The sequence below is a fragment of the Thauera phenylacetica B4P genome, from assembly GCF_000310225.1.
GTDB lineage: Bacteria > Pseudomonadota > Gammaproteobacteria > Burkholderiales > Rhodocyclaceae > Thauera > Thauera phenylacetica.
In genome coordinates, this window is sequence record NZ_AMXF01000004.1 from 20713 (window position 1) to 47583 (window position 26871).

26 protein-coding genes are annotated in these 26871 nt (G+C 64.9%); 12 read left to right on the forward strand and 14 right to left on the reverse strand.

Going from position 1 to position 26871, the window contains the following annotated elements:
• The first annotated feature begins 37 nt into the window (after positions 1 to 37).
• The 4 genes from C667_RS01725 to C667_RS01735 all read left to right on the forward strand — a co-directional run bounded on the left by C667_RS01725 (position 38) and on the right by C667_RS01735 (position 2590).
• On the forward strand, positions 38 to 721 hold the full coding sequence (locus C667_RS01725; protein ID WP_004355811.1) for an SDR family NAD(P)-dependent oxidoreductase: 684 nt from the start codon (positions 38 to 40) through the stop codon (positions 719 to 721).
• Positions 722 to 1048: 327 nt separating this feature from the next.
• Entirely contained in the window at positions 1049 to 1381 is a 333-nt protein-coding gene (locus C667_RS24565; protein ID WP_004355814.1) for a hypothetical protein, read from the forward strand.
• Complete coding sequence (locus C667_RS01730; RefSeq protein ID WP_004355815.1) at positions 1371 to 1652, forward strand: helix-turn-helix domain-containing protein; 282 nt, start codon at positions 1371 to 1373, stop codon at positions 1650 to 1652. The genes C667_RS24565 and C667_RS01730 overlap by 11 nt, the downstream gene beginning before the upstream one ends.
• A 194-nt stretch (positions 1653 to 1846) precedes the next feature.
• The gene (locus C667_RS01735) at positions 1847 to 2590 is read left to right on the forward strand and encodes a DNA-3-methyladenine glycosylase I (RefSeq protein WP_004355817.1); all 744 of its coding nucleotides are present in this window, start codon (positions 1847 to 1849) and stop codon (positions 2588 to 2590) included.
• Positions 2591 to 2611: 21 nt separating this feature from the next.
• Here C667_RS01735 and C667_RS24570 read toward each other — a convergent pair whose 3' ends face one another.
• Positions 2612 to 3700, reverse strand: a complete 1089-nt coding sequence (locus tag C667_RS24570) for a DNA-binding protein (protein ID WP_012585352.1) — start codon at positions 3698 to 3700, stop codon at positions 2612 to 2614.
• 285 nt (positions 3701 to 3985) lie between these two features.
• On the opposite strand from C667_RS24570, the gene tnpA reads away from it, so the two are divergent.
• The 3 genes from tnpA to tnpC (C667_RS01760) are packed head-to-tail and all read left to right on the forward strand — an operon-like array spanning position 3986 to position 6314.
• A complete protein-coding gene (gene tnpA / locus C667_RS01750; protein WP_039920567.1) occupies positions 3986 to 4306 on the forward strand; it encodes an IS66 family insertion sequence element accessory protein TnpA in 321 nt (106 codons plus the stop codon).
• The gene (gene tnpB / locus C667_RS01755; protein ID WP_004355068.1) at positions 4306 to 4665 is read left to right on the forward strand and encodes an IS66 family insertion sequence element accessory protein TnpB; all 360 of its coding nucleotides are present in this window, start codon (positions 4306 to 4308) and stop codon (positions 4663 to 4665) included. Before tnpA ends, tnpB begins: the two co-directional genes overlap by 1 nt.
• 29 nt (positions 4666 to 4694) lie before the next feature.
• Positions 4695 to 6314, forward strand: a complete 1620-nt coding sequence (tnpC, locus tag C667_RS01760; RefSeq protein WP_004355071.1) for an IS66 family transposase — start codon at positions 4695 to 4697, stop codon at positions 6312 to 6314.
• Positions 6315 to 6416: 102 nt separating this feature from the next.
• On the opposite strand, the gene C667_RS01765 is transcribed toward tnpC (C667_RS01760), so the two are convergent.
• The 9 genes from C667_RS01765 to C667_RS01805 form a co-directional block, all read right to left on the reverse strand.
• On the reverse strand, positions 6417 to 6974 hold the full coding sequence (locus C667_RS01765) for an ankyrin repeat domain-containing protein (RefSeq protein WP_004355824.1): 558 nt from the start codon (positions 6972 to 6974) through the stop codon (positions 6417 to 6419).
• Between the two features lie 84 nt (positions 6975 to 7058).
• Entirely contained in the window at positions 7059 to 7436 is a 378-nt protein-coding gene (locus C667_RS01770; RefSeq protein ID WP_012585353.1) for a hypothetical protein, read from the reverse strand.
• Between the two features lie 65 nt (positions 7437 to 7501).
• Positions 7502 to 7888 (reverse strand): hypothetical protein, encoded by a 387-nt coding sequence (locus C667_RS01775; protein WP_004355830.1) that lies wholly within the window; start codon positions 7886 to 7888, stop codon positions 7502 to 7504.
• 41 nt (positions 7889 to 7929) lie between these two features.
• Positions 7930 to 11049 (reverse strand): efflux RND transporter permease subunit, encoded by a 3120-nt coding sequence (locus tag C667_RS01780; protein WP_004355832.1) that lies wholly within the window; start codon positions 11047 to 11049, stop codon positions 7930 to 7932.
• A 15-nt stretch (positions 11050 to 11064) separates the two neighbouring features.
• Positions 11065 to 12177: an efflux RND transporter periplasmic adaptor subunit gene (locus C667_RS01785; RefSeq protein WP_004355834.1), complete on the reverse strand. Its 1113-nt coding sequence runs from the start codon at positions 12175 to 12177 to the stop codon at positions 11065 to 11067.
• Positions 12174 to 12737 (reverse strand): hypothetical protein, encoded by a 564-nt coding sequence (locus tag C667_RS01790; RefSeq protein WP_004355836.1) that lies wholly within the window; start codon positions 12735 to 12737, stop codon positions 12174 to 12176. Before C667_RS01790 ends, C667_RS01785 begins: the two co-directional genes overlap by 4 nt.
• A 17-nt stretch (positions 12738 to 12754) precedes the next feature.
• The gene (locus tag C667_RS01795; protein WP_004355838.1) at positions 12755 to 14020 is read right to left on the reverse strand and encodes a TolC family protein; all 1266 of its coding nucleotides are present in this window, start codon (positions 14018 to 14020) and stop codon (positions 12755 to 12757) included.
• A gap of 133 nt (positions 14021 to 14153) precedes the next feature.
• Positions 14154 to 14501, reverse strand: a complete 348-nt coding sequence (locus C667_RS24575) for a hypothetical protein (RefSeq protein WP_075149026.1) — start codon at positions 14499 to 14501, stop codon at positions 14154 to 14156.
• Between the two features lie 128 nt (positions 14502 to 14629).
• Positions 14630 to 14968 carry a DUF4148 domain-containing protein gene (locus C667_RS01805; protein ID WP_004355844.1) on the reverse strand — a complete coding sequence of 113 codons (339 nt, stop codon included), beginning with the start codon at positions 14966 to 14968 and terminating at the stop codon, positions 14630 to 14632.
• 168 nt (positions 14969 to 15136) lie between these two features.
• Between C667_RS01805 and C667_RS01810 the strand changes: the two genes are divergently transcribed.
• Both C667_RS01810 and C667_RS01815 read left to right on the forward strand, forming a co-directional pair.
• Positions 15137 to 15823: a heavy metal response regulator transcription factor gene (locus C667_RS01810; protein WP_004355846.1), complete on the forward strand. Its 687-nt coding sequence runs from the start codon at positions 15137 to 15139 to the stop codon at positions 15821 to 15823.
• A gap of 2 nt (positions 15824 to 15825) precedes the next feature.
• Positions 15826 to 17163, forward strand: a complete 1338-nt coding sequence (locus tag C667_RS01815) for a heavy metal sensor histidine kinase (protein ID WP_004355848.1) — start codon at positions 15826 to 15828, stop codon at positions 17161 to 17163.
• An 18-nt stretch (positions 17164 to 17181) separates the two neighbouring features.
• Here C667_RS01815 and C667_RS01820 read toward each other — a convergent pair whose 3' ends face one another.
• A complete protein-coding gene (locus C667_RS01820) occupies positions 17182 to 19584 on the reverse strand; it encodes a heavy metal translocating P-type ATPase (protein WP_039920561.1) in 2403 nt (800 codons plus the stop codon).
• Between the two features lie 110 nt (positions 19585 to 19694).
• Here C667_RS01820 and cadR point away from each other — a divergent pair, with 110 nt between their 5' ends.
• Positions 19695 to 20150, forward strand: coding sequence for a Cd(II)/Pb(II)-responsive transcriptional regulator (gene cadR, locus C667_RS01825; protein ID WP_004355852.1), 456 nt, complete (start codon positions 19695 to 19697; stop codon positions 20148 to 20150).
• Positions 20151 to 20206: 56 nt separating this feature from the next.
• Complete coding sequence (locus C667_RS01830) at positions 20207 to 21148, forward strand: site-specific integrase (RefSeq protein WP_004355854.1); 942 nt, start codon at positions 20207 to 20209, stop codon at positions 21146 to 21148.
• On the opposite strand, the gene tnpC (C667_RS01835) is transcribed toward C667_RS01830, so the two are convergent.
• Positions 21136 to 21492, reverse strand: a complete 357-nt coding sequence (gene tnpC, locus C667_RS01835) for a Tn3 family transposase post-transcriptional regulator TnpC (RefSeq protein WP_004355856.1) — start codon at positions 21490 to 21492, stop codon at positions 21136 to 21138. The two genes, C667_RS01830 and tnpC (C667_RS01835), sit on opposite strands and share 13 nt — an antisense overlap.
• A gap of 2 nt (positions 21493 to 21494) precedes the next feature.
• The gene (locus C667_RS01840) at positions 21495 to 24518 is read right to left on the reverse strand and encodes a Tn3 family transposase (protein WP_004355858.1); all 3024 of its coding nucleotides are present in this window, start codon (positions 24516 to 24518) and stop codon (positions 21495 to 21497) included.
• A gap of 160 nt (positions 24519 to 24678) precedes the next feature.
• Here C667_RS01840 and C667_RS01845 point away from each other — a divergent pair, with 160 nt between their 5' ends.
• The gene (locus C667_RS01845) at positions 24679 to 25308 is read left to right on the forward strand and encodes a LysE family translocator (protein WP_004355860.1); all 630 of its coding nucleotides are present in this window, start codon (positions 24679 to 24681) and stop codon (positions 25306 to 25308) included.
• A gap of 39 nt (positions 25309 to 25347) precedes the next feature.
• Here the strand turns inward: C667_RS01845 and C667_RS01850 are convergent, their stop codons facing one another.
• Positions 25348 to 26682 carry a M48 family metalloprotease gene (locus C667_RS01850; protein ID WP_004355862.1) on the reverse strand — a complete coding sequence of 445 codons (1335 nt, stop codon included), beginning with the start codon at positions 26680 to 26682 and terminating at the stop codon, positions 25348 to 25350.
• Positions 26683 to 26871 lie beyond the last annotated feature (189 nt).

The following is a 26871-nucleotide window of genomic DNA, read 5'->3' on the forward strand; positions in this document are numbered from 1 at the left end:
CGGGAGCAGGCTCGCGCTGCCGTGGAGGAGAAGCGAAATGAACGGGATTTCATTGGTCGGCCGCAGGGTGCTGGTCACCCAAGCCGAAGACTTCATGGGGCCGGCGCTGTGCGCGGCCTTCGCCGCGGCGGGCGCCGAGCTCATCGCGGATCGCAGCGCGCCGCGGCAGCCGGGGAGCGGGCGCGCCGTCATCGAGTCTGCCGGCCACATCGACGCCCTCGTCCTCAACCTGGCCATCCCGGCGCCGAGCACGCCCGCCCATCAGGTGTCGGACGACGAGTGGGAGGCCGCCTTCGCCGCCCTGGTCCATCCCATGCGGGAGATGGTCGCCGCCGTCCTGCCGCAGATGATCGAGCGCAAGGCGGGCAAGATCGTGCTGATGGGCAGCGCCTCCGCGCTGCGCGGCATGGCTCGGCGCTCGAGCTACGCCGCCGCGCGTGGCGCGCAGCTGGCCTACATCCAGGCCGTGGGGGTCGAGGCTGCCGCGCACGGCATCCAGGTGAATGCCATCGCGCAGAACTTCGTGGAGAACCCCACCTACTTCCCGCCCGAGGTCCAGGCCACGCAGGCGTTCAAGGATCGCTTGAAGTGGCAGGTGCCGCTGGGTCGGCTGGTCACGGCTGAAGAGGACGCGGGCTTTGCCGTCTATCTGTGCAGCGAGGCCGCGAACTGCTTCGTGGGGCAGGTCTTTCCGGTGTGCGGGGGGTGGGTGAGCCGGTGAGACGGGGTTGCTTGTCGGCATGGGAGGTGTGATCGACCTACGAATGCGCTCTCGGTCTGCCCTGATCGGCGATCAAGGGCAGCAATGTGAAAGCGGGTTCGAATCGCTGGATCCGGCCATCAAGAGACATAGCGGCTGAGAAATTTCCTCCAACGCGAACGGCGGGTAACCAATCTGGGACTGGTCATCGGCCTTCGACAAGTACTCGGTCTGCGCTGATCGCCATTTTGCACGGCCCACTATCTTCACTCTGGGCATCCAGATTCCATTTGTGGCCGGCACTTCCTCTCGAAAAATCCGCCTCCACCGCTTGCGCAATGTACGTCATTGACGTACATTGCGCGGGTGAGAACAGTTGCTGAAACCGCTATCTTCCAACGCTATGCCAGCGAAGTCTGGTCGGAAGTCGAGCGCGTTGAGTTCATCAACTGGATCGCGGCCAATCCAGAAGCCGGTGACGTTATCCGGGGAAGTGGCGGCTGCCGTAAGGTGCGTTGGACATCTGCGGGACAAGGAAAACGCGGCGGTGCCAGGGTCATCTACTTCAACGCGAACACCGAGACCATTTGGTTGTTGATCGTTTACAAGAAAGCCAAGTTCGACAATCTCCCCACGTCCTTCTTGGCGGAGTTGAAGCAAGGAGTCGAAGATGCCCTCTGAGATCGAAAAGTTCCAGCAGGATTTGCTTGAGTCCGTCAAGCAAATGAGACGTGGCGAGGCCGTGCGCACCACGCGTGTCGAGTTGCCCGAAGCAGCTCAGGCTCGCGCAAAGACGGGCTTGTCTCAGCAAGCGTTTGCGGAGCTCCTGGGCGTGTCCTCCAGAACGCTCCAGGAGTGGGAGCAGGGTCGTCGCTCGCCCACGGGTGCCGCCAAGACGCTGCTCCGTGTTGCCGTTGCTCACCCCGAAGTCTTGCAAGAATTGCGTATTTGAATCAATGCACATCGGGTAGTTTCAAAAGTCCACACGGGCGGCAGCTTGACGACCTGCATGCTGCCGTCGCGCTTGAGAATGTCATCAGGCGGCTCAGGGTCGTCAGGGTGAATTGGAGGGTTCGGCAAGCGGTCGTTCTTATTGCATATCGCCGCCGGCCTTATCATGGCCTCGCGACACACAGGAGCTTCCCCATGCCCGACCGCTGCGCCTGGTGCGGCACCGATCCGCTCTACACCGCCTACCACGACCTCGAATGGGGCGTGCCCAACCACGACGACCGTCACCTCTTCGAGATGCTGGTGCTCGAGGGTGCGCAGGCGGGCTTGAGCTGGATCACGATCCTGCGCAAGCGCGAGAACTACCGCCGCGCCTTCGACGATTTCGACGCTGACAAGGTCGCCCGTTACACCGCGGCCGACGTCGAGCGCTTGATGGCCGACGCCGGCATCGTGCGCAACCGGCTGAAGGTCGAGTCGGCGATCGCCAACGCGCGCGCGACGCTTGCCGTGCGCGAGCGCTTCGGCTCGCTGGACGCGCTTCTATGGAAATTCGTCGATGGCGTGCCGCGTGACGGTGCGCGCCGCACGCTCGCCGACGTGCCGGGCGAGACGGCGGAATCGCAAGCCATGAGCCGCGAGCTGAAGCGGCTGGGCTTCCGCTTCGTCGGGCCGACGGTGTGCTACGCCTTCATGCAGGCGGTGGGCATGGTCAACGACCATGTGACGGACTGCTTCCGCCATCGCGAGGTCGGCGAGTTGCTGGCCGCGGGCGGCGGTAGGCCAGGCGCGGGGCGCTATACTCCGCGCCGGATTTGGGGTATGACCGGGATGAAGGGAAAAACTGTACATATCCGCCGCAAACCGTTGTTTTGCAACAAAAGATTTTGGCTCCTGCGGCGCCGGGATGAAGCCAATATTAGGACTTTCGAGCTGTAAGCGTATGTTTTAAATGTTTAATTATGGTGCGGTGGGCGTTGCGGCTTTCTCGCCGACTCCCGCGACGTGGTCCTGTTTGCCGCTTTGTTTCCGGCGGCTGCCATGACGTAGAAGCTGTGCATGCATGTCCGCAATCACTTTTTCCTGTATGGATAAGGACGCCCGGGCGGCCCCAAGCTCGATTTCCAGGGCTTGACGACGTTCGGCCTGTTCGGCGAGCGTAGCTTCGACCACACTCTTGCCGCGCAGCAGATCCTCGATCTGCAGTTCCCGCTCCGCCAGGCGTTGGCCCAGCGCCTCGACGCGTTGCCCGGTTTCCTTGGCCACCGACAATTCGTCTCGGAGCGATCGCGCCTCCGTCTGAGTCTGGTGAAGCTGCGCATGGGCCTGCGACAACTCGGCCGCCAGGCGGGCGTTGTCCCGGCTGATCCCGGTCAGTTGATCCTGTTTGGTTCCGAGCGTCTGATTCAGTTGCCTCAGTTCGGCCTGCAGGTGCTGGGTCTGCTGCTCATGCTGGCGCTGCTCCTGATCGCGCTGTTCCTTGGCCGCCTGCCGAAAATGGTCCAGGGCTTCGCGGGCGTGACGGTGTTTGTCCTCCAGTGATTGCCGGTGCTGTTCGCCTTGCGCCAGTTGTGACTGCAGATCGGCAACCTGTTGCGCGGCCTGCGCGCGCTGCACGGTCTCCTGTTGCAGCGTGAGTGCCGTCTGGCGATGACGGTCACTCTCCTCGCTCAACAGGGATTCGGTATGCTGCAACTGGGTCTTGAGTGCTTCACCCTCTTGGCGCTGCTGCCGGAGCGCGTCCTTGAGTTGGGCAATTTCGCCGGTATAGCGGGTTTTTGCCTCCGCGATCCGGGCATCGGCCTCTTCGTGCAAGCGGCCGGCCAGCCTGCCGACGAGGTCCTGGATTGCCTCGCTCACGGCAACCTGTGTGCCGCCGGTTCCGCCCTCTTCCTCTTCGATCTCCTTTAAGTAGCGGTGAATCGTTGCCTTTGAGCCGGTATTGCCGAGTTCGACCCGAATGGCGTCGATCGATGGGTGTCGCCCCTGCGCGCGCAACGCGTCACGTGCCCGCACCACCTCGGACTTGTAGATCCCGCTTCTGGCCATCGCGACACCCCTGATTTTTACGTACTGTATTACATGGTACGCCTGTACATACTATTGTCAATGATCGTACGCGTATGAAAATGCATATTACGACACGGGATAATCGCGGATTATCACGCCTGTTGGCCACGTTCTGGGGCAAGAACGAGATTTTCGGTACAACTGCACCGGGAATGCGGTCAGTTCCGGGTCTGTTGCCAGGTAACCGGTCACTGAGCGGCGTTCTTTTTCCGCCCGCGCCCACGCGGAACAATGCCTCCCACGTTCATGAGGGAGGAACACGCAGTGATCAGGGCGACAGCGACCAACAACAAGTGGCGGCGGCGTAGCCGCGAGGAGTGGCAAGCGGTGTTCGCGCGGTTTGCCGTGAGCGGACTGGGGATCGAGCCGTTCTGCATCGGCGAGGGGCTGAGCGAGTCAAGCTTCCGGCGTTGGAGGAGCCTGCTGGGTAGCCAGACGCCGCCGGCTGCGCGCCCGGGATCCGGAGCAACGTCCGAACCCACTGGCTTCGTCGACGCCGGCACGCTCAAACTCGGCGGCACGGGCCGCCTCGAACTGCGGCTCGACCTGGGCGACGGCGTGATCCTTCACCTGTCGCGCGGCTGATGTTCTTCCCCGAAGGCGCCGTCCGCGTCCATGTCTATGGCCGCCCGGTCGACATGCGCAAATCCTTCGACGGCCTGTACGCGCTCACGCGCCAGGCGCTCGGCTGCGATCCGCTGTCGGGCGAGCTGTTCGTGTTCATCAACCGGCGTGGCACGCAGATGAAGGTGCTGTACTGGGACCGCACCGGATTCTGCGTGTGGGCCAAGCGTCTCGAGCAGGGGCGCTTCGTGTCGAACTGGGCGCAGGTCCGCACGCGCCAGATGGACTGGACCGGGCTCAAGCTCTTGCTCGAAGGCATCGAGCCGGCCCGCACCAAGCGCCGTTTCAGATTGCCCCAGAACGCCGTGAAACCCGCATGAATGCTGGGCTCTACGGTAAAATATGCGCCATGTCCGCACCGCACTGCACCCCCGTTCCGACCCTTGCCGAGGCCGCCCAGTGGGCGCCCGAGCAGATCGTCGGACTGGCACAGGCGAACGTCGCCTTGCAGCGCGACATGGATGCGATGCGGCTCGAGTTTGCGGCACTCAAGCATCAGCTCGAGTGGTTCCGCCGCCAGCTCTTTGGCCAGAAGAGCGAGAAGCGCGTGGTGTCACCCGACACCACGCAGATGTATCTGGGCGAGTTGCCGATCCCCGACACGCCGCCCGACACCCCCGCCAAGACCGTGGCGGGACACACCCGTCGTGCGTCGCGCACCGACTTCGCCCAGAGCAAGGACGAATCGGCGCTGTTCTTTGACGAGACGCGCGTCCCGGTCGAGACGATCACGCTCGCCAACCCCGAGACCGAGGGCCTCACCGCCGAACAGTTCGAGGTGATCGGCGAGAAGGTGAGCCATCGCCTGGCGCAGCGCCCGGGCAGCTACGTGATCCTCAAGTACGTGCGCCCGGTCATCAAGCGCCGCGACACGCAGACGATCCACTGCCCGGCGGCCCCCGCCGGGGTGATCGACGGCAGCCGCGCCGACGTGAGCTTCGTCGCCGGGCTCATCACAGACAAGTTCTGCTACCACCAGCCGCTGTACCGCCAGCATCAGCGGCTCGGGGACAACGGCATCCGGGTCTCGCGCCCGTGGCTCACGCAGCTCACCCACGCGGCGCTCGCGCTGCTCGAGCCGGTCTTTACGGCCCAGCTCGACTCGATCCGCGCAAGTCGCATCAAGGCGATGGACGAGACCCCGATCAAGGCCGGGCGCGCCAGCCCGGGGAAGATGAAGGGCGGCTACTTCTGGCCGGTGTATGGCGAGCGCGACGAAATCTGCTTCGCCTATCACGAGGGGCGTAGTGGCAAGCACATCGCGCAGACCCTGGGGACCGACCCACCGCCCGAGGGGGCGGTGCTGCTCACCGACGGCTACGCGGCCTACGAACGTTACGCACAAAAATGCGGGCTCACGCGCGCGCAATGCTGGGCGCACTCGAGAAGAAAGTTCTTCGAGGCCCAGTCGATCGAGCCCGAACGGGCGGCGCAGGCACTGGAGATGATCGGCCAGCTCTACGCGGTAGAGCAGCACATCCGTGAGGCACAGCTCGTCGGCGAGGCACGCCGCGCATACCGGCTCGCCCAGGCCAAGCCGATGGTCGACCGGTTCTTCGACTGGGTCGACACCCAATTCGAATCCCACGGTCTGCTGCCGAGCTCACCGCTAACCACTGCCCTGGCCTACGTGCGTGAGCGCCGGGCCGCCCTCGAGGTCTACCTCGCCGACCCCGAGGTGCCGATCGACACCAACCACCTCGAGCGGGCGCTACGCGTAGTGCCGATGGGCCGCCGCAACTGGCTCTTCTGCTGGACCGAGGTCGGCGCGAAATACGTGGGGATCGCGCAGAGCCTGATCGCCACCTGTCGCCTGCACGACATCGACCCCTATGCCTATCTGGTCGATGTGCTCCAGCGCGTCGGCCAGCACCCTGCCGCCGATGTCGCGCAACTCACCCCAAGGCTGTGGAAGCAACACTTCGCGGCCAATCCGCTTCGATCCGATCTCCACCCGCGCTCGAAGTAGGCAAGAACGCCGCTCGGTTACCGCTTACGTTGCCAGGATCTTGCCTAGAGGTCCGCTGTTCCCGGCCCCGCGCGGCTGGCGAGCAAGGGTGGAGAGGCCGAATCAAATGCCCTCGTCCGAAGTCCCACGCAGGGCACGGTTTGGGCGCGGGCCTCGAGGCCCCTCCAAGATGGCAACGATGTCCTGTCGGCCCAAATTTTTTGCGAGCCAGAGCTCGTCGTGTCCGTCCGCATCGATTTGGTTCCGCTTCGCACCGCCGATCAGGAGATGCCGGACAACTGCTGTGTGCCCCTTGTAGACGGCCCAGAACAAGGGCCACTCCCCGTCCTCGTTCCGCACGTCTGGATTGGCGCCACGGCCGATCAGGAATGAAACGATGTCCGCATGGCCGTTGAAAGCGGCCCAGAAGAGCGGCGTCCATCCCCGACGATCGGGCAGGTCGACTGATGCGCCGTGCGCCAACAGGCCGTCAATAACGGCCCACCGACGGTGATATGCCGCCAGGAAGATCAAGCTGCACCCCTCGGTATCTTGCCAATCGGCGGGAAGTCCGTCCTCCAGCCATCTCAGCACTTCCGGGATCTTGCCCTGGCGAACCGCGTCGAGCAGTTCCGGGGCCACTCGATCGCGCCAGGCTTCGTGATGGACGTCGTCATGCATCGTCTTGGTCCTGACGAGGCGAACCCGGACCCTTGGGGCGTTGATCCGTCGCAACAATCCCTGGCGTCCCGCGCGACAGGCGCATCAATTGAAGTCCTTCTCGTCAGATGTTGATGAGCTGCGCTTCGGGATCGGTGCGTTGCAGTCCTTGAAGTTCACATACACCTTGTCACCGACCTGCAATTGCGCATCGGCAGGCAACTTTGCGGCGCGCGCGTACGGGTGGCCATTGCGCAGAAACGCAACCATCACGTACGGCTTGTCGCCTTCCGCGTCGGACGCCTCGGCCCTGCAGTCATAGAACGAAGGCCGCTTCAAGCTATTCGCCGGACCGATTTCGACAACAGTTCCTTTGCGCCACCCATCGTCCTGCGCGTATTTCCCTTCGAACACGGTGGGGCTCGCACAGCCGCCCAGTCCACCGACGGCAACGGCAACCATTCCTGCCACAAGAGTTTTCATTGGGTCACCTCTGGGTTACATGAGTTGGCCGCCCGCAGCGACGTGCTGCGGGCAAGCGGACGACGTCACTTCAGCGTGAAGCGCGCCGTGGTGGAGGGCTTGCCCGGCAGCGTGACGACGGCCACCAACTTGGTGCCGGCGCCCACCTTGAAGCTTCCCTTGGACTCCAACCGGTCGCCGGCAGGCTTGAGTTCGACTTCCTGTTTGTCGGTGCCGGACAGGAGCGTGAGCTTGGCGCTGCCGTTGGTCACATCAACCGGTTTGCCGTGATCGCGCAGGTGCAGCTGGATGACGTCCGGCTTGGCGACGAGTTCGAGGTCGACATCCTTGACCTCGACCACCAGGCCGCCGTGCATGGACTCATGTTCGTGCGCGTGGTCGTGCTTGTCCGCCGCGAAGGCAGGACCGACGGCCACCAGGGCGGCAAGCGTGATGAGCTTCGAGAGTTTCATGTTTTCTCCTTTCAGGATTCGATTGTGTAAGCGGATCAGCGTCAGAACGCTTCGGCATTGCGGTCGTTGAGCAGGCGCTCGACGTCGCGGCGGCCGAAAAGCCAGAACATCGCCGGGGTGAGGAAGGTATCGAGGAGCGTCGAGCTGATGAGCCCCGAGAAGATCACCACCGCGACCGGGTGCAGGATCTCGGTACCCGGGCGTTCGGCCTCGAACAGCAGCGGTGCCAGCGCAAAGGCCGTCACCAGCGCCGTCATCAGCACCGGCGATAGCCGTTCCAGCGAGCCGCGCAGGATCATCTGGTGATCGAAGCTCTCGCCTTCGATGCGCATCAGATTGATGTAGTGGCTGACCTTCAGGATTCCATTACGCACCGAGATGCCGGCGAGCGTGATGAAGCCGATGAGCGCCGCGACCGACAAGGGCTGGCCGGAGATCCACAGGCCGATCACTGCGCCCACCAGCGCGAGCGGAATGTTGGCCATGATCAGCGCCGAGAGACGCACCGACTTGTAGCGGCTGTAGAGCACGACGAACATCAGCACGAGCGACACGATCGACAGCAGCCCCACGAGACGCGACGCTTCTTCCTGTGCCTGGAACTGCCCACCGAGCGTGATGAAGTAGCCTTCGGGCAGTTTCATGTCGGCCACCGCCGCGCGGATGTCCTCGACGATTTCCGAGAGCGGGCGTTGCTGCGCATTGGCCGACAGCACGATGCGGCGCTTGCCGTCGTCGCGGCTGACCTGGTTCGGCCCGTCACCATCCTCGATCGACGCGAGTTTCGACAACGGGACGTGGCCGGTGGGCGTTTCGATGAGGATCTGCGCGAGCCCCTCGACCGAACGCGCCGATTCGGGCAGGCGCACGACCAGCGCGAAACGCCTTCCACCTTCGACGATCTGGGTGACTTTCTCGCCCTCGACGAGGTTCTGCAGCGCGGCCAGGATCTGCGGTGCCGGCACGCCATAGCGGGCCGCTGCGGCATAGTCGATGCGCACCTTGATCTGCGGCGCGAGCACTTGCTTCTCGATTTCCAGATCCGCGAGTCCGGGGATGCCGGCCAGCCGCGCCCGCAGCGCATCGGCCTGCCCCCGCAGCGTGTCGAGATCCTCGCCGAAGATCTTGATCGCGATCTGCGAACGCACGCCCGAGAGCATGTGGTCGATGCGGTGTGAGATCGGCTGGCCGATCGCGATCGCAGCGGGCAGGTTCACGAGCCGGGCGCGGATGTCGGCGGCGATCTCCCCCATCGAACGGGTGAGTTCTGACGCCGGCTTGAGCCCGACATCGAGCTCGCTGACGTGCACGCCTTCAGCATGTTCATCGAGTTCCGCACGTCCGCTGCGACGACCAACGTGCGTGACCTCCGGCACCTGTTTCACCAGCACCTCCGCCTGTTGCGCAAGCGCGGTGGACTCGGCGAGCGTCACCCCCGGGTTGAGCCGCATGCCGATCAGCAGGGTGCCTTCGTTGAAGGGCGGCAGAAACGTGGTCGGAAAGAAGGGCACGGCGGCGGCCGCGACGATCACCGCGACTGTGCCGGCGAACACGGCCGCCCTGGGCCGCTCGAGGACGGCCTGCAGACCGTTGCGATAGCGCGCCTTGAGCCAGGCAAGTACGCGCGTGTCGCCATGGTCGAGGGACTTCATGCGCGGCAGCAGATAGAAGGACAGGACCGGGGTCACCGTTACCGAAACGACCAGCGATGCCAACGTCGAGACGATGAATGCCACGCCGAGCGGCACGAACAGCCGCCCCTCCATCCCGGGCAGCGCGAACAACGGCAGGAACACCAGCACGATGATGATCGTCGCGTAGAGGATGGCCGAGCGCACCTCCATCGTTGCATGAGCCACGAGTTCGATCGGGTGCAGGCGATGGTCATGATGCTTCGCGCGATCCTCCTTCAGCCGGCGCAACACGTTCTCGACGCCCACCACCGCGTCGTCGACCAGGCCGCCGATCGCAATCGCCAGCCCCCCGAGCGTCATCGTGTTGATCGACAGACCGAAATACTTGAACACCAGCGCCGTCATGAAGATCGACACCGGGATCGCGGTGAGCGCGATCACCGTCGGGCGCAGCGTGCCGAGGAAGAAGAACAGGATCGCCGCGACGAACACCGAGGCGCCAATCAGCTTGCCCTGCAGCGTGCCGATCGAGGCCTCGATGAAGCTCGCCTGCCGGAACGTAACCTGCGGCGCTTCCATGCCGGCGGGCAGCGATTTCTTCATCTCGTCGAGCGCGGCCTCGATCGAGCGGGTGAGGTGAATGGTGTCCGCGGTCGGCTGCTTCTGGATACCGAGAATGACTGCCGGTTTGCCCTCGAAACCCGCATCGCCGCGGCGCAGCGCCGGTGCGAACGTCACGGAGGCAATCTGGCGCAGCAGGATCGGCTGACCGTCGCGTGCCGTGATCGCGAGATTCTTCAGATCCTCCAGGCTCGAGGTGCGTCCGAGGTTGCGGATCAGGTATTCACGCCCGGTGAGTTCGAGGAAGCCGCCCGAGGTGTTCGACGAAAAGCCGCGGATCGCCGCTTCCATCTGTTCCAGCGAAATGCCGAGTTCCGCCATGCGCCGCGTATCTGGCTGCACCTGGAACTGCCGCACTTCTCCGCCGATCGGGATGACCTGCGCAATACCGGGGATGGCCATGAGACGCGGACGCAGCACCCAGTCAGCGTATTCGCGCACCTGCATCGGCGAGATCTTAGCGGTATCGATCGGGATCGCGATCTGCATGATCTCGCCCATCACGGAGCTAATCGGCCCCATGCGCGGAATCACGTCCGCCGGCAGGCCTTCCTCCATCGCCGACAGGCGCTCCGACACCATCTGCCGGGCGCGGAAAATCTCCGTGCTCCACTCGAAGGTCACATAGACGAAGGACAGCCCCGCGCTGGAGATGGAGCGCACCGACTCCACCCCGGGTAGCCCGTTCATTGTCGTTTCGAGCGGGAAGGTGATGAGCTGTTCGACCTCCTCCGCCGCCATGCCGCCGGATTCGGTCATGATCGTGACCGTCGGCTTGTTGAGGTCCGGGAACACGTCCACGGGCGTGCGTGTGAGCGTGAACGCGCCGTAGGCCATCAGCACCAGGCTGGCGATGATCACCAGCAGCCGGTTGCCCAGACTGTTGTCGAGTAGCCATTTGAACATCGGTCAGGCTCCCCGTCAGCGGATCTGGTTGATCAGGGTTGCCGCGTTCGTGGCGACACGCTCCCCGGCCGCGAGGCCCGACGTCACGGCGACGTTCGCCCCATCGAGCGGGGCGATGGTGACGGTGCGCGGCTCGAAGCGTTCCGGCGCGGTCTTGACCCACACGATGATCTGGTTCGCCGGGTTCTTCAGCACCGATCCTGCAGGGACGCTCACGCCCTGCAGCGTGCTGCGCGTCTGCACGAACACCTCGACCGGTTGCCCGACAGCGAAACGCGCCAGGGAATCGCCCGCGGCACCGAAAGCGAGCGGCAGCGCCTGCTCGCGCAGACTGCGCGCCGCGCCGAGGAAGTCGAGCCTCACTCGTTGCTCGCCCACCGCAACGCTCGCGCCGGCCACATCGATGGCGGTGTCGGCATCGTAGGCCAGCGCCTCGACGCGCAGGCGCTTCGGATCGACGATTTCAAACACCAGTTCGCGCGCATCGACGACCTGACCGGCGACGGCGTTGCTCGACGCGATGACGCCCGCGACGGGCGCCACGAGCGCATCGCGATTGCTGAGCCCCGCACCCACCGCCGTCGCGCGGGCCGCGAGACTCGTGAGTTCGCTCTCGGCCGCTTCGATCTCCTTGCGCGGCACCGTGTCGGCGAGCTCCTTCAGCCGCGCCACGCGCTTCTCCGCGAGCACTTTGGCGGCCTGCAACTCGGCGAGCTGCGCCATCTGGTTCGAGCGTTCGATCTGCCCCGCCGACGGCACGACATACGCCAGCACCTCGCCCTTCTTCACGGTCTGCCCGACTCCGGGCAAGCCGCGCGGCCCGGCTTCGAGGCGGCCGGCGACCAGCGCCTGCACTTTTCCGCCCGCGTTGGGGTCCATCACCACTTTGCCGGCGAGCGCCACGGTGCGGGGCAGCTCCCCCGCTTCCGTGACCAGCGTGCGCACGCCGATCTGCCGTTGTGCCGGCTTGGGCAGGAATACGCTGCCGTCGGGCAAGCGTCGCGGACCGTTGCCGCCGACGGGCGCGGAGCCTTCGTCGCCGTGATCGTGCCCGTCGCCAGCGAATGCGTTCCACGATGCACTTGCCGTAACGAGGCACAGCATGACCAGCAGGATTCCCGGTTTCATGCGACACCTCCGGCCGAACGGTTGCGGGCGTTTCCCTTGCGCAGCGCGGCCCAGCCGACCAGTCCGATCACGAGAACGCCGGCGCCGAGCCATCCTGCGTAAGATTGCAAGCCTGGCCCGGCCGATTCGTCGTGCACCTCGGCGGCTTGTTCGTGCAGATCCAGCTCGCCCGCAAGAAGGTCCGCGTCTTGTCCGGCAACGACGGTGGCGGTCACGGAGACGACCCCCGGCTTGAGTGCTTCCTGCAGCGTGGCTTCGAATTCGCCCTCGGCATGGGGCTCGACGGAAATCGCCTTGCCGTCGAGTTGCAGCTCCAGCGTTGCGTCCTTGACCGGGCTGTTGTCAGCGAAGCGGTCGAGATAGAGCGTGATGTGCTTGCCGTCGACCACGCCGACCAGCTCAAAGAGCTCCGAAACGGCGGTGAATCGCGGCAGCATCGGCCCGGCCACGGGTGCCGGGGCGTCGCCGTGGTCGTGGCCTTCACCGGCCAGGGCCTGGGGCGTGACACCCGCAAGGACGGCGGCAAGGCTCCACGCCGCCAGGGTAAGGGAAGCTTTCATGTTCGGGTTCCTGGTGTTCATTCGGGAAGAAGGCCCATGGCCTGCCGCAGCGCGGACACGGCCGCGGCCAGTTCGATGCGGGTGCGCGCCACCTGGCGCTCGGCTTCCGTGGCTTCGAGTTCGATGCGCAGGCGGGTCGGTAGATCGGTTTCGCCGAGGCGGAACGCCTTCTGGAAGAAGCCGCGCGACTCGCGGGCCAACTGCGCGCGCTGTTCGGCGGAGGCGACCAGGGTGCGCGCCGATTCGACGCGGACGCGCGCCGTATCCACTTCGGCCGTCAGGCGTTCGCGTTCCAGCCTCAGCTGGGTTTCGGCTTCGATCGCCTCGGCGCTGGCGCTGGCAACACGGGCGCGGTTGCGGGAGTCGGATCCGAAGGGAATGCGTACGCCGATCGTCACCGTCTGTTGCCAGGATTCGCCGGATGCACCGCGCTCACGCGTCGTCGCCAGGTTCAGCTCGGGATTGGCGCGCCCCTGAATCCCGGCGAGAGTCATGCTGCGCTGTGCCAGCTCCGCCCGATCGCGCAGCTCGGCGATGGCCGGATGCCCCGCCCCCAGGGCGACAGGGGGGGCGGCGGGGGCGGGTTCGGCTTCGGCCACGGAAAGTCCTTCCGCGGCAAGCGCTGGTGTCATGCCTGTCAGGGCGCGCAACTGCTGTTCCGCACCCGCGAGCGCGCCGCTGGCTTCGGCGAGCGACGCTTCGGCGGTCGCCAGCGCTCCGTCCGCCTGATGCTGGTCGGCGCGTGCGAGTTCGCCGGCCCGAACCCGTTTCGACACATCCGCTGCGAGTTCGCGAGCACTGGCAAGCCGCTCGCGGGCGACCAGGACGTCGACCCGCGCACGCTGCCAATCCCAGTACGCGGCCCGCACCCCGGCGGCCGTGCGCAGTTGTGCCGCAAGCGTGCGGCTCGTACTCGCACGCACTTCGGCATCGGCAAGGGCTGCGGTCGATGCGCGTTCGCCGGGCAACCACAGCGGCACAGCGAGGCCGATCTCGTATTCGCGGCTGCCGTCGTTGCGGTGGAGTTGGTCGGTCTTGCCCGACACTTCGAGCGCCGGCGGCTCGGCCGACCAGCGGTCGACGCTCACGCGTCGCGCCAGCGCAGCCGCCCGGCGCATGTCGAGCGACTGCGCCTCGGGCTGACGCGCCCACGCGGCGTCGAACGCCTGCCTGAGCGTCGTTACGACAGGCGATGCAGGGGACGCGGCTTGCGCCCACGCCCCGCTGGCCGCGAGTCCGAGCAGCAGGCCCGGCAGCCAGTTGATGCCAATTCTTCGAAACATCCAATTCTCCGTTGATGACAAGACACACGGAAAATCGGCAGGGCGCGATCAGCTCGATCGCAATGGGCGCGCGGCAACACCGTTCAGAACGGTGAAACTGCCGGAATGAGAATGGATGCGACCGCCCTGCCGATCAGGCGGGCTGTCGCCACTTGGGGCGCTCTGGTTCCGAGAAATGCCCGGCAAGGAGCCACACTTGGGCTCCCCCGCGGATCGTCGCAATCGCGAGGTCGAGGGTCGGCAATCCCGTGCCGCTCGGCAACGCGGTGCAACTGGCCGCATGGCAGAAACTGCAGTCGACATCGACTCCGCCGCCCTTGGGCCAGGACTCGTCGTCGACCTCGCCCTGATGTTTATGCTCATGGTGGCCGAGATGGTCCGCCGCAGCACCGGCTTCATGCTCGCAATACGCACTCACAGCCGCCCAACTGAGTTGGATTGGCAGAAACAGCAGGAAGAGAATCGCGAACCAGCGGCGCATGGGGACGGATTGTAGCGGTACGAACGGAAATGAAAAATAGCGTTGCCAACATCTTGTTGCCCGTCATCGTTGCGACGCATGACCGCCCGCCCCGAGGGACCAGGGGCTCCGTGCTCACACCGCCGCGATCATTGCCCGACGTAGAGTTCGTCCATGCGCGCCCGCTCCTCGGGCGATATGTTCACCAGCTCCTTGAGCACTTGCTCGCGCGTTTTACCCGGGCCGGTATCGCGTGATGGAACGGGCACGCCTCGCTGCAGGTAGAAATAGCTTCCGTCCGCCTTGGCCTGCTCGAGCTCACGCAACACTTCAGCACGCGTCTTGGTGCTCGTCACGTGATCGGGGAAAGAGGTGTAACCCACCTCGCCGCCGGTGAAATGCCATTCCGAGTTCGCCTGAGCGACGCTCGGCACGACCAGGACGACAGCGAGGATAGGGAGGACGGTGGCGGTTCGGATTTTTGACATGATGAGGCTCCTATCGTTGACACGGGATATGCGTCCCGGCGGTGGCCGCTGCATACGCCATGTGCCGGGTACGGGGCGTACTGTAGAAAACCGTTCACGTCGAATCGCGAACAGCCCGATTACGAATTCGTAATGTCGACGCGCCACCGCCTCCGCGATAATTCGTGCATGAAGATCCTGGTCGTCGAAGACGAGCCGAAGCTCGCCGAATACTTGCGCAAGGCGCTGACCGAAAACAGCTACGTCGTCGATGTCGCGCACAGCGGCACCGAGGGGCGCTATCTCGCGATCGAAGGGCATTACGACCTCGTCCTGCTCGATGTCATGCTGCCGGGCCTGGACGGCTTCGCCGTCTTGCGCGAACTGCGGCGCGGCAAGCACGTACCGGTGCTGATGCTCACCGCGCGGGACAAGGTGGAGGATCGCGTGAAGGGGCTGCAGGCGGGTGCCGACGACTATCTTGTGAAACCCTTTGCCCTGTCCGAACTGCTCGCACGCGTCCAGGCGCTGTTACGGCGTGGCGCCATTCCGACGGCCGGTCAAGATCTCACGGTCCTCAGGCTGGCCGACCTCGAACTCGATCTCGTGCGGCGCAAGGCGTCGCGCGCCGGACAACGGCTCGATCTGACGGCCAAGGAATTCACACTGCTGACCTTGTTGTTGCGCCGGCACGGTCAGGTGCTGTCGCGCACCGCGCTGGCCGAGCAGGTGTGGGACATGAACTTCGAGAGCAATACGAATGTCGTGGAGGTTGCGGTACGGCGCTTGCGCAGCAAGCTCGATGACCCCTTCGCGAAGAAGCTGCTGCACACCGTGCGCGGCATGGGCTACGTGCTGGAAGACCGGGAACCCTGAGGATGCGCAATCCGCGTTCGCTGGGCCGCTGGCTGTCATGGTGGCTCGCGGTACAGACCTTCATCGGACTCGGATTCGTCTGCGTCGTCGTGTATGTGGCCACCAGCCTCAACTTTTCTGCGAAGCAGACCGAGGAGCTTCGGCACAAGCAGGACGTGATCCGCCACCTTGTTCGTGAGATCGCGACACCGGAGGAACTGCCGAGCCTACGTCACAAGCTCGACGATTTCTTCATCGGCCATGCCGACCTCAAACTGCGGCTGACCGAGGGCGCCGAGACGCTCCTGTACATGACGCCGCCGGCCCCCGAGCCCCCCGCGCACCTGCGTCGGGTTGAATTCGAGATCCCTTCACCGTGGTCGGGCACGGCCGTGCTGCGTGCCGAATTGGCGCTCGACAGCAGTTCCGATGCCCAATTGCTGAGGCAACTGGCGTGGACGTTACTGGCGAGTGCGCTGGCCGGCGCCGTGGTCGTCTCCGCCGGGGGGGCGTGGCTCGTGCAACGCGCGCTGCTGCCCGTTCGCGACCTGGCTCGGCAAGCCGCCGCGCTCAGTCCGGAAAACGTCGGACAGCCGCTGGATGGTTCCGCGCAGGCGCAGGAACTGCAGCCGCTGGTCGCGCAGTTCAACGCGCTGCTCGTGCGGCTGGACAACGCATACTGGCAACTGGAAGGCTTCAATGCGGACGTCGCCCATGAACTGCGTACGCCGCTGGCGACACTGATCGGCGAGACCGAACTCGCCCTGAGCCGCGAACGCGGCATTCCCGAGTTGCGGGACGTGCTGGGATCGAACCTCGAGGACCTGCACCGCCTGGCGAGTCTCGTCAATGACATGCTGTTCCTGTCGAAGGCCGATCGCGGCGAGCGGGCGCGCCGAAGCCCTGTCGGCAGCCTCGCCGCTCTTGCGACCGAGGTGGTCGAATTCCACGATGCAGCACTCCAGGAGGCGGGCGTCAGCGTTCGGGTTTGCGGGGACGGCGGCGGCGGCTTTGATGCGGGTTTGTTGCGGCGGGCGATATCGAACCTCCTCGCCAACGCGACCCGTTTTGCGGAGCGCGGGTCGATGGTTGACGTCGACATCGAGCCGGACGCTGCCGGCGGCGTTCGCCTGTCCGTCAGCAACGTCGGGCCGGTGATTCCTGCGGAACATCTTCCACGCCTGTTCGACCGCTTCTACCGGGCGGACGCGGCGCGCGAACACGGAAGCACCAATCACGGACTCGGATTGTCGATCGTCGCAGCGATCGCGCGCATGCATGGCGGCAAGCCGTTCGCCCGATCGGCCGCCGGCAGGACGACGATCGGTTTCAGTATTCTTGCATTTGCCTCAAGCCGGTAAGCCGTCCAAGTGTGCCGGTTATCTCCGCAACAAGCGGAGTCCATTTGCCACGACCAGCAAACTCGCCCCCATGTCCGCGAATACCGCCATCCACATCGTGGCCTGCCCGCTCACGGTGAGCAGCAGAAACCCCGCCTTGATGCCGAGCGCCACTACGATGTTCTGGATCAGCACGTCGGATGTGGCCTGTGACAGGCGCACGAAGGCGGGGATCTTGCGCAGGTCGTCGTCCATCAACGCCACGTCCGCGGTCTCGATCGCGGTGTCCGTGCCCGCCGCCCCCATCGCGAAACCGATGTCCGCGCGGGCCAGCGAGGGTGCGTCGTTGATGCCGTCTCCCACCATGCCGACCTTGCCCCCCTTCCGGTGCGTCAGCAGTGATTCGATGGTGCTGAGTTTGTCTTCCGGCAGCAGATTGCCCCTTGCCTCGTCGATACCCACCGCGCGGGCAATCGCTTCGGCCGTGTGAGTGTTATCGCCGGTGAGCATCAGCGTCTTCACCCCCAGGGAATGCAGATCGGCAATCGCCTGACGGCTCGTCTCGCGCAGCGTGTCGGCGACGGCGAAGATGGCCAGCACCTCTGCATGGTTCGCCAAGAGTACGGCCGTCTTGCCTTGGCGCTCGAGCGTGTCGAGCGCTTTTTCGATGTCGGGTGAGCACAGGCCGATTTCCTCGATCAGTCGATGGTTGCCGAGCTGATAGACGTGACCATCAATGCCGCCACGCACGCCGCGGCCCGGAATGGCGGCGAAATCGGCGACCTCGCGCAACACCCATCCCATTTCAACCGCGGCACGGGCGATCGCCAGCGAGACCGGATGATCCGAGCGCGCCGCGAGACTGCCTGCCAGGATATGCGCCTGGTTCGCGTCGCCGCTCAGCACCATGAAGTCCGTCTGGGCGGGCCTGCCGTGCGTAATCGTGCCGGTCTTGTCGAGCGCCAGCGTGGCGAGCTTGCGCCCCTCTTCGAGATAGACGCCACCTTTCACCAGAATGCCCTTGCGGGCGGCCGCGGCGAGACCGCTGACTATCGTGACCGGCGTCGAGATCACCAAGGCACACGGACAGGCAATCACCAGCAGCACCAGCGCCTTGTAGATCCAGTCCATCCACGCGCCGTCGAAAGCTAGCGGTGGCACGATGGCCACCAGCAGCGCGCCGGCGAACACGACGGGCGTGTAGATCCGGGCGAACCGGTCGACGAAGCGCTGGGTGGGCGCGCGGCTGCCCTGGGCCGATTCGACCGCGTGGATGATGCGGGCCAGGGTGGAATGGCTCGCCTCCGCTGTCACGCGATATTCCAGCGATCCCGCTTCATTGATCGTTCCGGCGAACACGTTGTCGCCTTCGGCCTTATCGACCGGCAGGCTCTCGCCGGTGATGGGCGCCTGATTGACCGTCGAACGTCCGCTGATCACCACGCCGTCGAGCGCAATCCGCTCACCGGGGCGCACGCGCACCACGGCCTCCAGCGGCACCGTCTTGGCCGGCATGGTTACCCACCTTCCATCGCCCTGGCATACGGTCGCAGTGTCGGGCGCGAGTTCCAGCAAGCCGCGAATCGCATTGCGCGCCCGATCGAGCGATTTCGCTTCGATCACCTCGGCCAGCGTGAACAGGAACATCACCATGGCCGCTTCCGGCCAGTGTCCGATGAGCATCGCGCCGGTCACGGCAATCGACATGAGTGCGTTGATGTTGAGATTGCGATGCCTGAGCGCGATCCAGCCTTTCTTGTAGGTCGCCAGACCGCCACTGAGGATCGACACCAGCGCGAGAGCCAGGACGGTCCAGTGGTCACCGCCGTTGAGCCAATACACCCCCTCGGCCAACGTCGCGGTGACTCCGGCCAGCGCCATCGGCCACCAGTGGGTCTTGGGCGCGGGTTTGATCGGCGGCGCTGCGCTCTCCGTGCCTGCCGATTCGACCTTCGCTTCGAGACCAATGGCTTTCAGGGCGCCGAGGACCGCTTCCAATGCTCCCGGACGATGCGTCACGCTCAGCCGACGCTGGACGAGGTTGAAATCGAGCGCCGCCACTCCAGCCATGCCAGCGAGCTTGCTCCGGATCAACGCCTCCTCGGTCGGACAGTCCATCCCGGCGATCGCGAGCGTCGTGCGCACGGCAGCAGTGGTCTTATCGATGCGCTGTGCCGGCGCACCGATGGCTGGCACGGCGGCGTCGGCCGCGACCGGCGGGTCGGGGCGATCGCTCACGTCCGACCTTTGCCGGGTCACGGTGAGGTCGAGTCCCGTCACGCCGTCGAGGGGTTCAAGATTGTTGCGGACCAGCGCCGCATCGGTGGGGCAGTCCGTGCTGTCGACGCCGTATAGCTTCCCGTTGGGGCCGTCGGGGGACGAATCACCCGGCGACTGCGACACGATGGAACATCCGCAACTACCAACACTGCATTTGCTCATGCTTGGTTCCCCTGTCTGGACTTGCAGTCATTTAACAATCCGTAGTCACTACAGAGTCAAGGACCTAGAATGCCGGTAGGATCTTCCTTCCCGCCTGGAGGACAAGCACGATGAAAATCGGTGAGCTGGCCAGAGTGACCGGCACCCCGGTAGAGACCATCCGCTACTACGAGCGCGAAGGGTTGCTGGCCGCCCCGGCACGTACGGACGGCAATTTCCGCATCTACGAGGACACCCACGCCGAGCGTTTGTCGTTCATCCGCCATTGCCGATCGCTGGACATGTCGTTGGACGAGATTCGCATCCTGCTGCGCTTCAAGGATGCGCCGGGCGCGAACTGCGGCGATGTGAACACGTTGCTCGATGCGCACATCGTTCACGTCGCGGCACGTATCCGCGAACTGCGTGTGCTGGAGCGGCAACTCAAGAGCCTGCGCGAACAATGTCCCCAGGCACGGGATGCTGCCCACTGTGGCATCCTGCACGAGTTGTCACAGCCCGCGTGTCCGGGAGCACCTATCAGTGGCGGGCACGTGCATGGCGCGCACGGCGGCGTCCGAAAATGAACGACATTCAGCCCCGCGCCGCACGCTATGCTTGAGTCGGTCATCAGGACGCTCCCATGAATGAGGTCGATGTCTACGTACACGCGGCAACACGCGCCAATACGCGTCGCAGCTACACCTCCGCCGTGCGCCACTTCGAGGTGGAATGGGGTGGCTTCCTGCCGGCGAGCGCGGACAGCATCGCGCGCTATCTGGCGCGGCATGCCGAACTGCTGTCCATCGCTACCCTGCGACAGCGCCTCGCAGCCTTGTCGCGCTGGCACCAGGATCACGGCTTTGCCGATCCTACCAAGGCCCCTCTGGTACGACAGACCATGAAGGGCATTCAAACCGTGCATCCGCCGCAAACCCGTCAGGCGGTGCCGCTACAGATTGGCCAACTGTCCCACGCCGTGACATGGCTGGACCACGCGATCGGGACCCAGGGCGCGGTCGCGCGACTGCGCCACACCCGTGACAAGGCGCTACTCCTCCTGGGTTTCTGGCGCGGATTCCGAAGTGACGAGTTGATCCGCCTGGAAACGCAAGATGTCGAACTCGTGCCCGCCCAAGGCATGACCTGCTTCCTGCCTCGAACCAAGGGCGACCGGCAGGCGGCCGGACGGTGCTTCAAGGTGCCGGCCTTGTCGCGTCTGTGCCCCGTGGCGGCCTATACGGCCTGGAAGGATCTGTCGGGGATTGAGGAAGGGCCGGTCTTCCGCGGGATCGATCAATGGGGACGAATCCGTGTCCACGGCCTGCACGTCAACAGCGTCACGCCGCTGCTGCGCAGCATTTTCGAGCGCGCGGGACTCCTGTCGGCCGACAGCTTCAGCAGCCATTCCTTGCGTCGTGGTTTCGCCAACTGGGCCAACGACAACGGCTGGGATGTCAAGAGCCTGATGGAATACGTCGGCTGGCGTGATGTGAAGTCTGCCCTGCGCTATATCGACGGGGCCGATGCCTTCGGTCAGCAGCGCATCGAACGCGCCTTGTCGGACGACGCTCAGACGTCGTGATCCGGCTGCAGGTCGGCCAACGGCTGCAGAGCTGCGGCGATCTCGAGACAGTGATCGGACATCTGCCGGAACTCGTCGATGAGGGCGGCGGCAACTTCCCACAGGTCATCGGCGCTCGATTCGCTCGGATTCGCGCCATTGATGACAGTGTGCGCCATGCGATGAAGACGCAGCAGTTCATCCCGCACACCCCCTGTTCTGTCGAAACGCTGCGCCATCGGAGCCAGCCCGTCGACCAGTTCGAGTAGCGCTGTGGTATCAAAGCTTTGCCGCAGGTTGTCCAGTGCTGCGGAGTCAACATCGCCGTAGGGGGTAACCGCGAAACGGGGTTCAGGGATGTCCATGCTCAGGCTCTGCGCGTCGCGCGCCGCATGTCCTGCACCGACGCGGCCGCTTGTTGAAAGGTGTCGTCCGCGATCCAGGCTTCGGGTTTGCGCTTGAGTTTCAGGCTGTACTCGCCGAAGCGCTTGACGTGCGCGACCTGGTAGGGACTCAGAAAGCTGACATCGTTTTCCGTGATCTGCCAGCCTTCATGCCGGAGGTCGCCCAACGTGCGCATCATGTCGACGGTGTTCTGCAGGATCAGGGCGGAGGCCACCAGATCGTTGTAGCGCAGGCGCTTCTGCTGTTCGTCCGGCTCGTTCACCGCGATCACGTCGCCACCGAAGGACAGCCATTTGGCAAAGCCGTTGTAGGACTCGATCTTGTTGGTGTTGGCGGTGATCTCCTGGCGCAGCTCACGACTGCCGATCCACTCCAGCAGGAAGCCCGTGCGGATCACGTTGCCCAGTTCCTGCGCCGCGAAATACAGACGGTTCTTGCGGCTGTAGCTGCCCAGCTTGCGCAGCAGGGTGGCCGAAGAAATCTTGCCGGCGTAGATCGACAAGGCCACCTGCATCAGATCCTGCCAGTGCCGCTCGATGAGGTTCCAGTCCACGCTGTCGCCGAACAGGCGGTTGATGTACTTGTACTTCACCGCCTTGTCCGGCCGGAACAGCGTCAGATTTTTCCAGTTCCGGATGCGCGGCATCAGCTTGATGCCCAGCAGATGGGTGAAGGCAAACACTGTGGCCGACTGGCCCTGGGTGTCGGCATGCACGGTATCCGCTTCGACCGACAGGCCGGCCTTGAGCAGTCCCTCGATCACGTAGATCGCTTCCCACACACCGGGCGGAATGAAGTGGCGGAACACCGCGATGTAATTGTTGGCCACGTGCCGGTAGGCGACGGCGCCCATCTTGCGGTAACGGAAGTGGTAACCCGCGAGCAGGTTTTCGTCGTAGAAATCGTACTGCGTACCGTCGGCGGCGACCGTCTTGCCATCACCCCATATCTTGGGGAGATCCAGGCGCAGATATACCTCGTTGAGCTCGCGTTGGGCCGCTTCCAGGCTCTCCAGTGAGAGGTGGCGCCGATTGACGAAGGACAGCATGTGCGGCGTGACGCCGCTGTTGCCCAGATGGCGCGCCGCCTGTGTGGGCCCGAGGTTGCAGCCCATGGCGAAGATCGTCAGCAGGTAGCGCTCGGCCGGCTGCTTGAGCTTGGCCATGTTGCCCGATAGTGGCCCGAAGTGCCGCGTGAAGCCCATCCAGTGTTCGATGTTGGCGAGCACGTCCAGAATGTGCCGCGCCGGCATGCGCTGGGTCAGCGCGTTCTGCAGCGACATAACCGAAGGCGGGATTTCGCGCGCAATCGGCTTGCGCAACACGGGTTCTCCGCTGGCAGTCAGGGCCACATCGCCGCGGCATTCAGGAAACGTGTCATCCAGGTGCTGCGCGGTGTCGGTGAGCCAGTCGCGCAAACTGCTGGCAAAGGTCGTTGCGTCCTGCGGCAGGCCAATCTTGTCGCAGTAGGCGGGTAACAACTCCTGGCATTCCTCCCACGAAAGCAACTGATCGCGGTAATCGGCGAACTCCTCCGAGCCGACGATACTGAGATCGCCAGAGCGCAACTCCTCGGCGAGGTAGGAGAAGACACAGATTTCGAGGTTGCGCCGGCTTAAGCCCAGACCGAAACCATCGCCGCTGTCGCCCTCGCGCAGGAGCTTGCGCCAGCGGTCCGAGGCGAAGGAAAGGTCAATGCTCTCCGTAATCCACTCGATGCGATGCTTGTCCTGGTAGGTCTTGATGAGGTTCAAAGCGTCGATCAGCGTCCGATCCTGGGTGGTGGCGCGGATGTCGAGCAAATGCACGAGCCGGAACAGGATGGAGCGATGGCTCTTGAAGTGTTTCCACACGAGCGGCAGGTAGTTGTTGCCGCTGGTCGCCTGCACCTGGGCACAGGTCTCGCGGACCCCGTGGACTCCACCTGCGGGTGCAAGGTATTCGCGTATCTGAGCGCCGGCCGCCGCATTGTCCGGTTCGCCGTCGAGGATGGCGAGCACGCCATCCAGCGTGCCGATCAGGCGCTCGATCTGGCCGCGCTGCCCGAACTGGATCTGGTCGAGCTCTTCCTTGGCGCGTTTGTGAATCGTGGCCACGCGGCGCAGGAACATCTCGGCCAACTGATCCCGCGCGCGCACCTGCATGCGCCGGATCAGGGCCACCAGCAGGGTGTAACGCTTGGTCTCGGCGCATTCGCGCAACTCGGACACGTCATAGGCCATGGCCTGGGCGGCGAAGTGGCGAATCTTGGTGTCGGGAAGGCCTGCAAGGACGTCATCCCCCGCCGTGATCGAATCCAGCCATTCCAGATGCTCCACCAGCATATCGAGATGCTTGCGGGTCGGGCGTTTCGCGGATTTCTTGAGCTCGTTGTATTCGCTTTGGCGGCGTTCCAGTTTGTCCGTGACCAGCAGCGCCTGTAGGGCTTCGAGTTGTTGGGGGGTGATACGGTGAAATACCTTACCGAACACCCGGTTCTGCACGGCAGCGTGGGCCTTCTCTGCCAAATCGTCGAGCGTCGAGAAGGCGGGGAGTTCGTAGCGCGCCTGGAGCACCCCCTCGATTATCCCATTGATGATGTCGGCACGCTGATCCATGAGCTCAGCCGCATCGCAGGCAAAGCGTTCTGCTTGGCGCATCGCATCGTGCCCATGGAAGGGTTTGACGTTAAGCAAGCCCAGCACCATGGCTTTGTGCCGAAAGAGGGTGCGTTCGACGGGGTATTCGATCCGTATCGCGTCACCGAAACCGAGGCCATTCCGGACGTGGGTGATCACCTCGGAAGGTATCTTGTCGAGGCTAGGAAAGTAGCGCAAGTGCTGGAAAACTTTGAGCAGGACGGCCAGTCCGAGTCGGGTCCCGGCAGAACGGCCGGCCGACTTCAGCCAGTTGATTTCTTCATCCTGCAGAGTAAAGAACTGTCGCAGGTCACTCGGTGAGTAGTAGCTCAGAAACTGCGGGTATGCAGTGCGCTCCAGTGACGCCATCCTGATCCTCCGGTATCCGTGCCAGCATGCAAGGGTAACGGAGAATTGCAGCGGTTGGCACGTCATCAGGATTAGTTGTAGATCAACCGGTTACAGGTGATATGTACAGTTTTTCCCCTTATCCCGGTCATACGCCGATTTCACCCACGCCGAGCCCGTCATGAGCGTCGAACAGAGCCTCATCGCCTTCTCCCTCGCCGCCATGGTGCTGGCCGCGACGCCCGGCATCGACACCGCGCTGGTGCTGCGCATGTCGATCTCGGCCGGTGCGCGACGCGGGCTGGCTGCGGCCTTTGGCATCGCAGCCGGGTGCCTGCTGTGGGGCGCGGTGGTGGCGACCGGGCTGGGGGCGCTGCTGGCGGCGTCCGGCACGGTGTTCACCGTGGTGAAGTTTCTTGGCGCGGCCTATCTGGTGTGGCAGGGCGTGCTGTTGCTGAGGAGCCGCGGCGTGCGCGCCGATGCGCCTGCGGTGGCGGCGGGGGGTGAGACGGTGGGCTCGGCGTTCGCCAAGGGCTTCCTGACCAACGCACTCAATCCCAAGGTCGGCATCTTCTACCTGACCCTGCTGCCACAGTTCGTGCCGGCGGGGGTGGAGATGGCGTCGTTCAGCTTCCTGCTCGCTTCGATCCACGTGGCAATGTCGCTGCTGTGGTTCGTGCTGCTGGTCGCGCTGACGCGGCGCTCGGTGCGCTTTCTGCAGAAGCCGGCGGTGGTCGCCGCGCTCGACCGGCTCACCGGCGTGGTGTTCCTCGGCTTCGGACTCAAGCTCGCGGTGTCGCAGCCGGCGTGACGCCATGTTCGCCGCGGGGGCGGGCGCAGCCGATGCGGCTTACTTCACCACCCCCCAGGCCTTGAGCCGGTTGTAGGAATACTGCGCGGCGTTGCCCTGCTGGCTCTGGCGCAGGTAGGCGACGTAGTGCTGGGCGGCGGCCTGGCGGTTGCCCATGCCTTCGAGCGAGATGCCCTTGAGGAAGGTGATGCCGGCGTCGCCGGGGAGCAGGCGGTCGAAGCGGTCGAGGTTCTGGTAGGCGCGGCCGGCGTCGCGCTGCTGCAGGGCGAGCACCCCGGCGAGCTTGTAGGCCTGCGCTTCCTGTGGGTAGATCTCGCGCGCGCTGTCGGCGTAGCTGACCGCCTTCGCGGTCTGGCCCTGGGCCTGCAGGCATTGCGCCATGCGCAGGTTGCTGGCGTAGTCGCGCGGGGTCTTGGCCAGCGCGGTCTGGAATTCGGTCTGGGCTTTGGCGTACTGCCTGGCGGCCATCGCGGTCTCGCCGTTCTTGCAGGCGTCGATGGTGGGGCGGATGCGGCGCAGGCTGGCGGTGCTGTCCATGAAGCGCTCGCGGCGCGCATCCAGGCTGTTGCTGATGCGGTAGCGCGAGTCGGCCGCGGCCTGGGCGGCCTGCATGCGCTCGCTGCTCATCGGGTGGGTGGAGAACATGGTCTGCAGCAGCGAGGGCGCGGCTTTCTCCTCGGACACCAGCAGTTGATGCAGGCGCACCATGCCGGAGGCGGGGTAGCCCGCCTTGACGAGGTATTCCTGGCCGAGGGCGTCGGCCTCGCGCTCGTGCTCGCGCGAGTAGCCGGCGAGCAGGGCGCTGGCGCCGATCTGCCCGCCCATGCTCATCAGCCCGCCCCAGTCGGAGTTTTGCGCCGCCACGTTGAGGCCCGCGATGGCCGCCTGCGCAACCATGTTCTGCCCCTGGCGCTGGGCGGCGTGGCGGGCGTTGACGTGGCCGAGCTCGTGGCCGAGCAGGGCGGCGAGCTGAGCCTCGTCGTCGAGGTCGGCGAGGATGCCGCGCGTCACACCCATTGCGCCGCCGGGGAAGGTGTAGGCGTTGACGTAGTTGGCGTTGAGCACGCGGTAGGAGTAGGGCATCTGCGGGCGATGCGTGAGCACGCCCATGCGCTGGCCGATGCCGGCGACGTAGCGGTTGACCGACTCGTCCTGGATGGCGCCGAGGTCCTGCGAGAACTGGTGCGGCGCGACCTGAGCGTCGGTCTGAACCTCCTGCGCCTCGCTCATGCCGACGAGGATGGACTTGCCGGTGACGGGGGAGGTGGCGCAGCCCGAAAGGCTCGCAGCGCCAGCGCCGAGCAGCCACAGCGCCTGGCGGCGGGTGATGCGGTTGCGCTCGAGGCTGAGCGCGAGGTCGTCGAAGAAGCTCATGGCATTCGCTCGTCGAAGGACATGAGGCGATTGTAGCCACGTTGCAGCACGCGAGGGCTCCTGTAGGAGCGGCGGCAGCCGCGAATGGGGCGGTGCAGGGTGCGACGTGGCCGCAGCGGATCGACGCCGTCTTCGCGCCTGCCGGCGCTCCTACAGGAGGCGTCGCGGGTGGAGGGGCATGTAGGAGCG

What these genes read in the sequence shown, in the direction of transcription:
- C667_RS01725 (WP_004355811.1), top strand. Translation starts at nt 38, where the DNA reads ATGAACGGGATTTCATTGGTCGGCCGCAGGGTGCTGGTCACCCAAGCC.
- C667_RS01730 (WP_004355815.1), top strand. Translation starts at nt 1,371, where the DNA reads ATGCCCTCTGAGATCGAAAAGTTCCAGCAGGATTTGCTTGAGTCCGTC.
- C667_RS01735 (WP_004355817.1), top strand. Translation starts at nt 1,847, where the DNA reads ATGCCCGACCGCTGCGCCTGGTGCGGCACCGATCCGCTCTACACCGCC.
- C667_RS24570 (WP_012585352.1), bottom strand. Translation starts at nt 3,700, where the DNA reads ATGGCCAGAAGCGGGATCTACAAGTCCGAGGTGGTGCGGGCACGTGAC.
- tnpB (WP_004355068.1), top strand. Translation starts at nt 4,306, where the DNA reads ATGTTCTTCCCCGAAGGCGCCGTCCGCGTCCATGTCTATGGCCGCCCG.
- tnpC (WP_004355071.1), top strand. Translation starts at nt 4,695, where the DNA reads ATGTCCGCACCGCACTGCACCCCCGTTCCGACCCTTGCCGAGGCCGCC.
- C667_RS01765 (WP_004355824.1), bottom strand. Translation starts at nt 6,974, where the DNA reads ATGCATGACGACGTCCATCACGAAGCCTGGCGCGATCGAGTGGCCCCG.
- C667_RS01770 (WP_012585353.1), bottom strand. Translation starts at nt 7,436, where the DNA reads ATGAAAACTCTTGTGGCAGGAATGGTTGCCGTTGCCGTCGGTGGACTG.
- C667_RS01775 (WP_004355830.1), bottom strand. Translation starts at nt 7,888, where the DNA reads ATGAAACTCTCGAAGCTCATCACGCTTGCCGCCCTGGTGGCCGTCGGT.
- C667_RS01780 (WP_004355832.1), bottom strand. Translation starts at nt 11,049, where the DNA reads ATGTTCAAATGGCTACTCGACAACAGTCTGGGCAACCGGCTGCTGGTG.
- C667_RS01785 (WP_004355834.1), bottom strand. Translation starts at nt 12,177, where the DNA reads ATGAAACCGGGAATCCTGCTGGTCATGCTGTGCCTCGTTACGGCAAGT.
- C667_RS01790 (WP_004355836.1), bottom strand. Translation starts at nt 12,737, where the DNA reads ATGAAAGCTTCCCTTACCCTGGCGGCGTGGAGCCTTGCCGCCGTCCTT.
- C667_RS01795 (WP_004355838.1), bottom strand. Translation starts at nt 14,020, where the DNA reads ATGTTTCGAAGAATTGGCATCAACTGGCTGCCGGGCCTGCTGCTCGGA.
- C667_RS24575 (WP_075149026.1), bottom strand. Translation starts at nt 14,501, where the DNA reads ATGCGCCGCTGGTTCGCGATTCTCTTCCTGCTGTTTCTGCCAATCCAA.
- C667_RS01805 (WP_004355844.1), bottom strand. Translation starts at nt 14,968, where the DNA reads ATGTCAAAAATCCGAACCGCCACCGTCCTCCCTATCCTCGCTGTCGTC.
- C667_RS01810 (WP_004355846.1), top strand. Translation starts at nt 15,137, where the DNA reads ATGAAGATCCTGGTCGTCGAAGACGAGCCGAAGCTCGCCGAATACTTG.
- C667_RS01815 (WP_004355848.1), top strand. Translation starts at nt 15,826, where the DNA reads ATGCGCAATCCGCGTTCGCTGGGCCGCTGGCTGTCATGGTGGCTCGCG.
- C667_RS01820 (WP_039920561.1), bottom strand. Translation starts at nt 19,584, where the DNA reads ATGAGCAAATGCAGTGTTGGTAGTTGCGGATGTTCCATCGTGTCGCAG.
- cadR (WP_004355852.1), top strand. Translation starts at nt 19,695, where the DNA reads ATGAAAATCGGTGAGCTGGCCAGAGTGACCGGCACCCCGGTAGAGACC.
- C667_RS01830 (WP_004355854.1), top strand. Translation starts at nt 20,207, where the DNA reads ATGAATGAGGTCGATGTCTACGTACACGCGGCAACACGCGCCAATACG.
- tnpC (WP_004355856.1), bottom strand. Translation starts at nt 21,492, where the DNA reads ATGGACATCCCTGAACCCCGTTTCGCGGTTACCCCCTACGGCGATGTT.
- C667_RS01840 (WP_004355858.1), bottom strand. Translation starts at nt 24,518, where the DNA reads ATGGCGTCACTGGAGCGCACTGCATACCCGCAGTTTCTGAGCTACTAC.
- C667_RS01845 (WP_004355860.1), top strand. Translation starts at nt 24,679, where the DNA reads ATGAGCGTCGAACAGAGCCTCATCGCCTTCTCCCTCGCCGCCATGGTG.
- C667_RS01850 (WP_004355862.1), bottom strand. Translation starts at nt 26,682, where the DNA reads ATGAGCTTCTTCGACGACCTCGCGCTCAGCCTCGAGCGCAACCGCATC.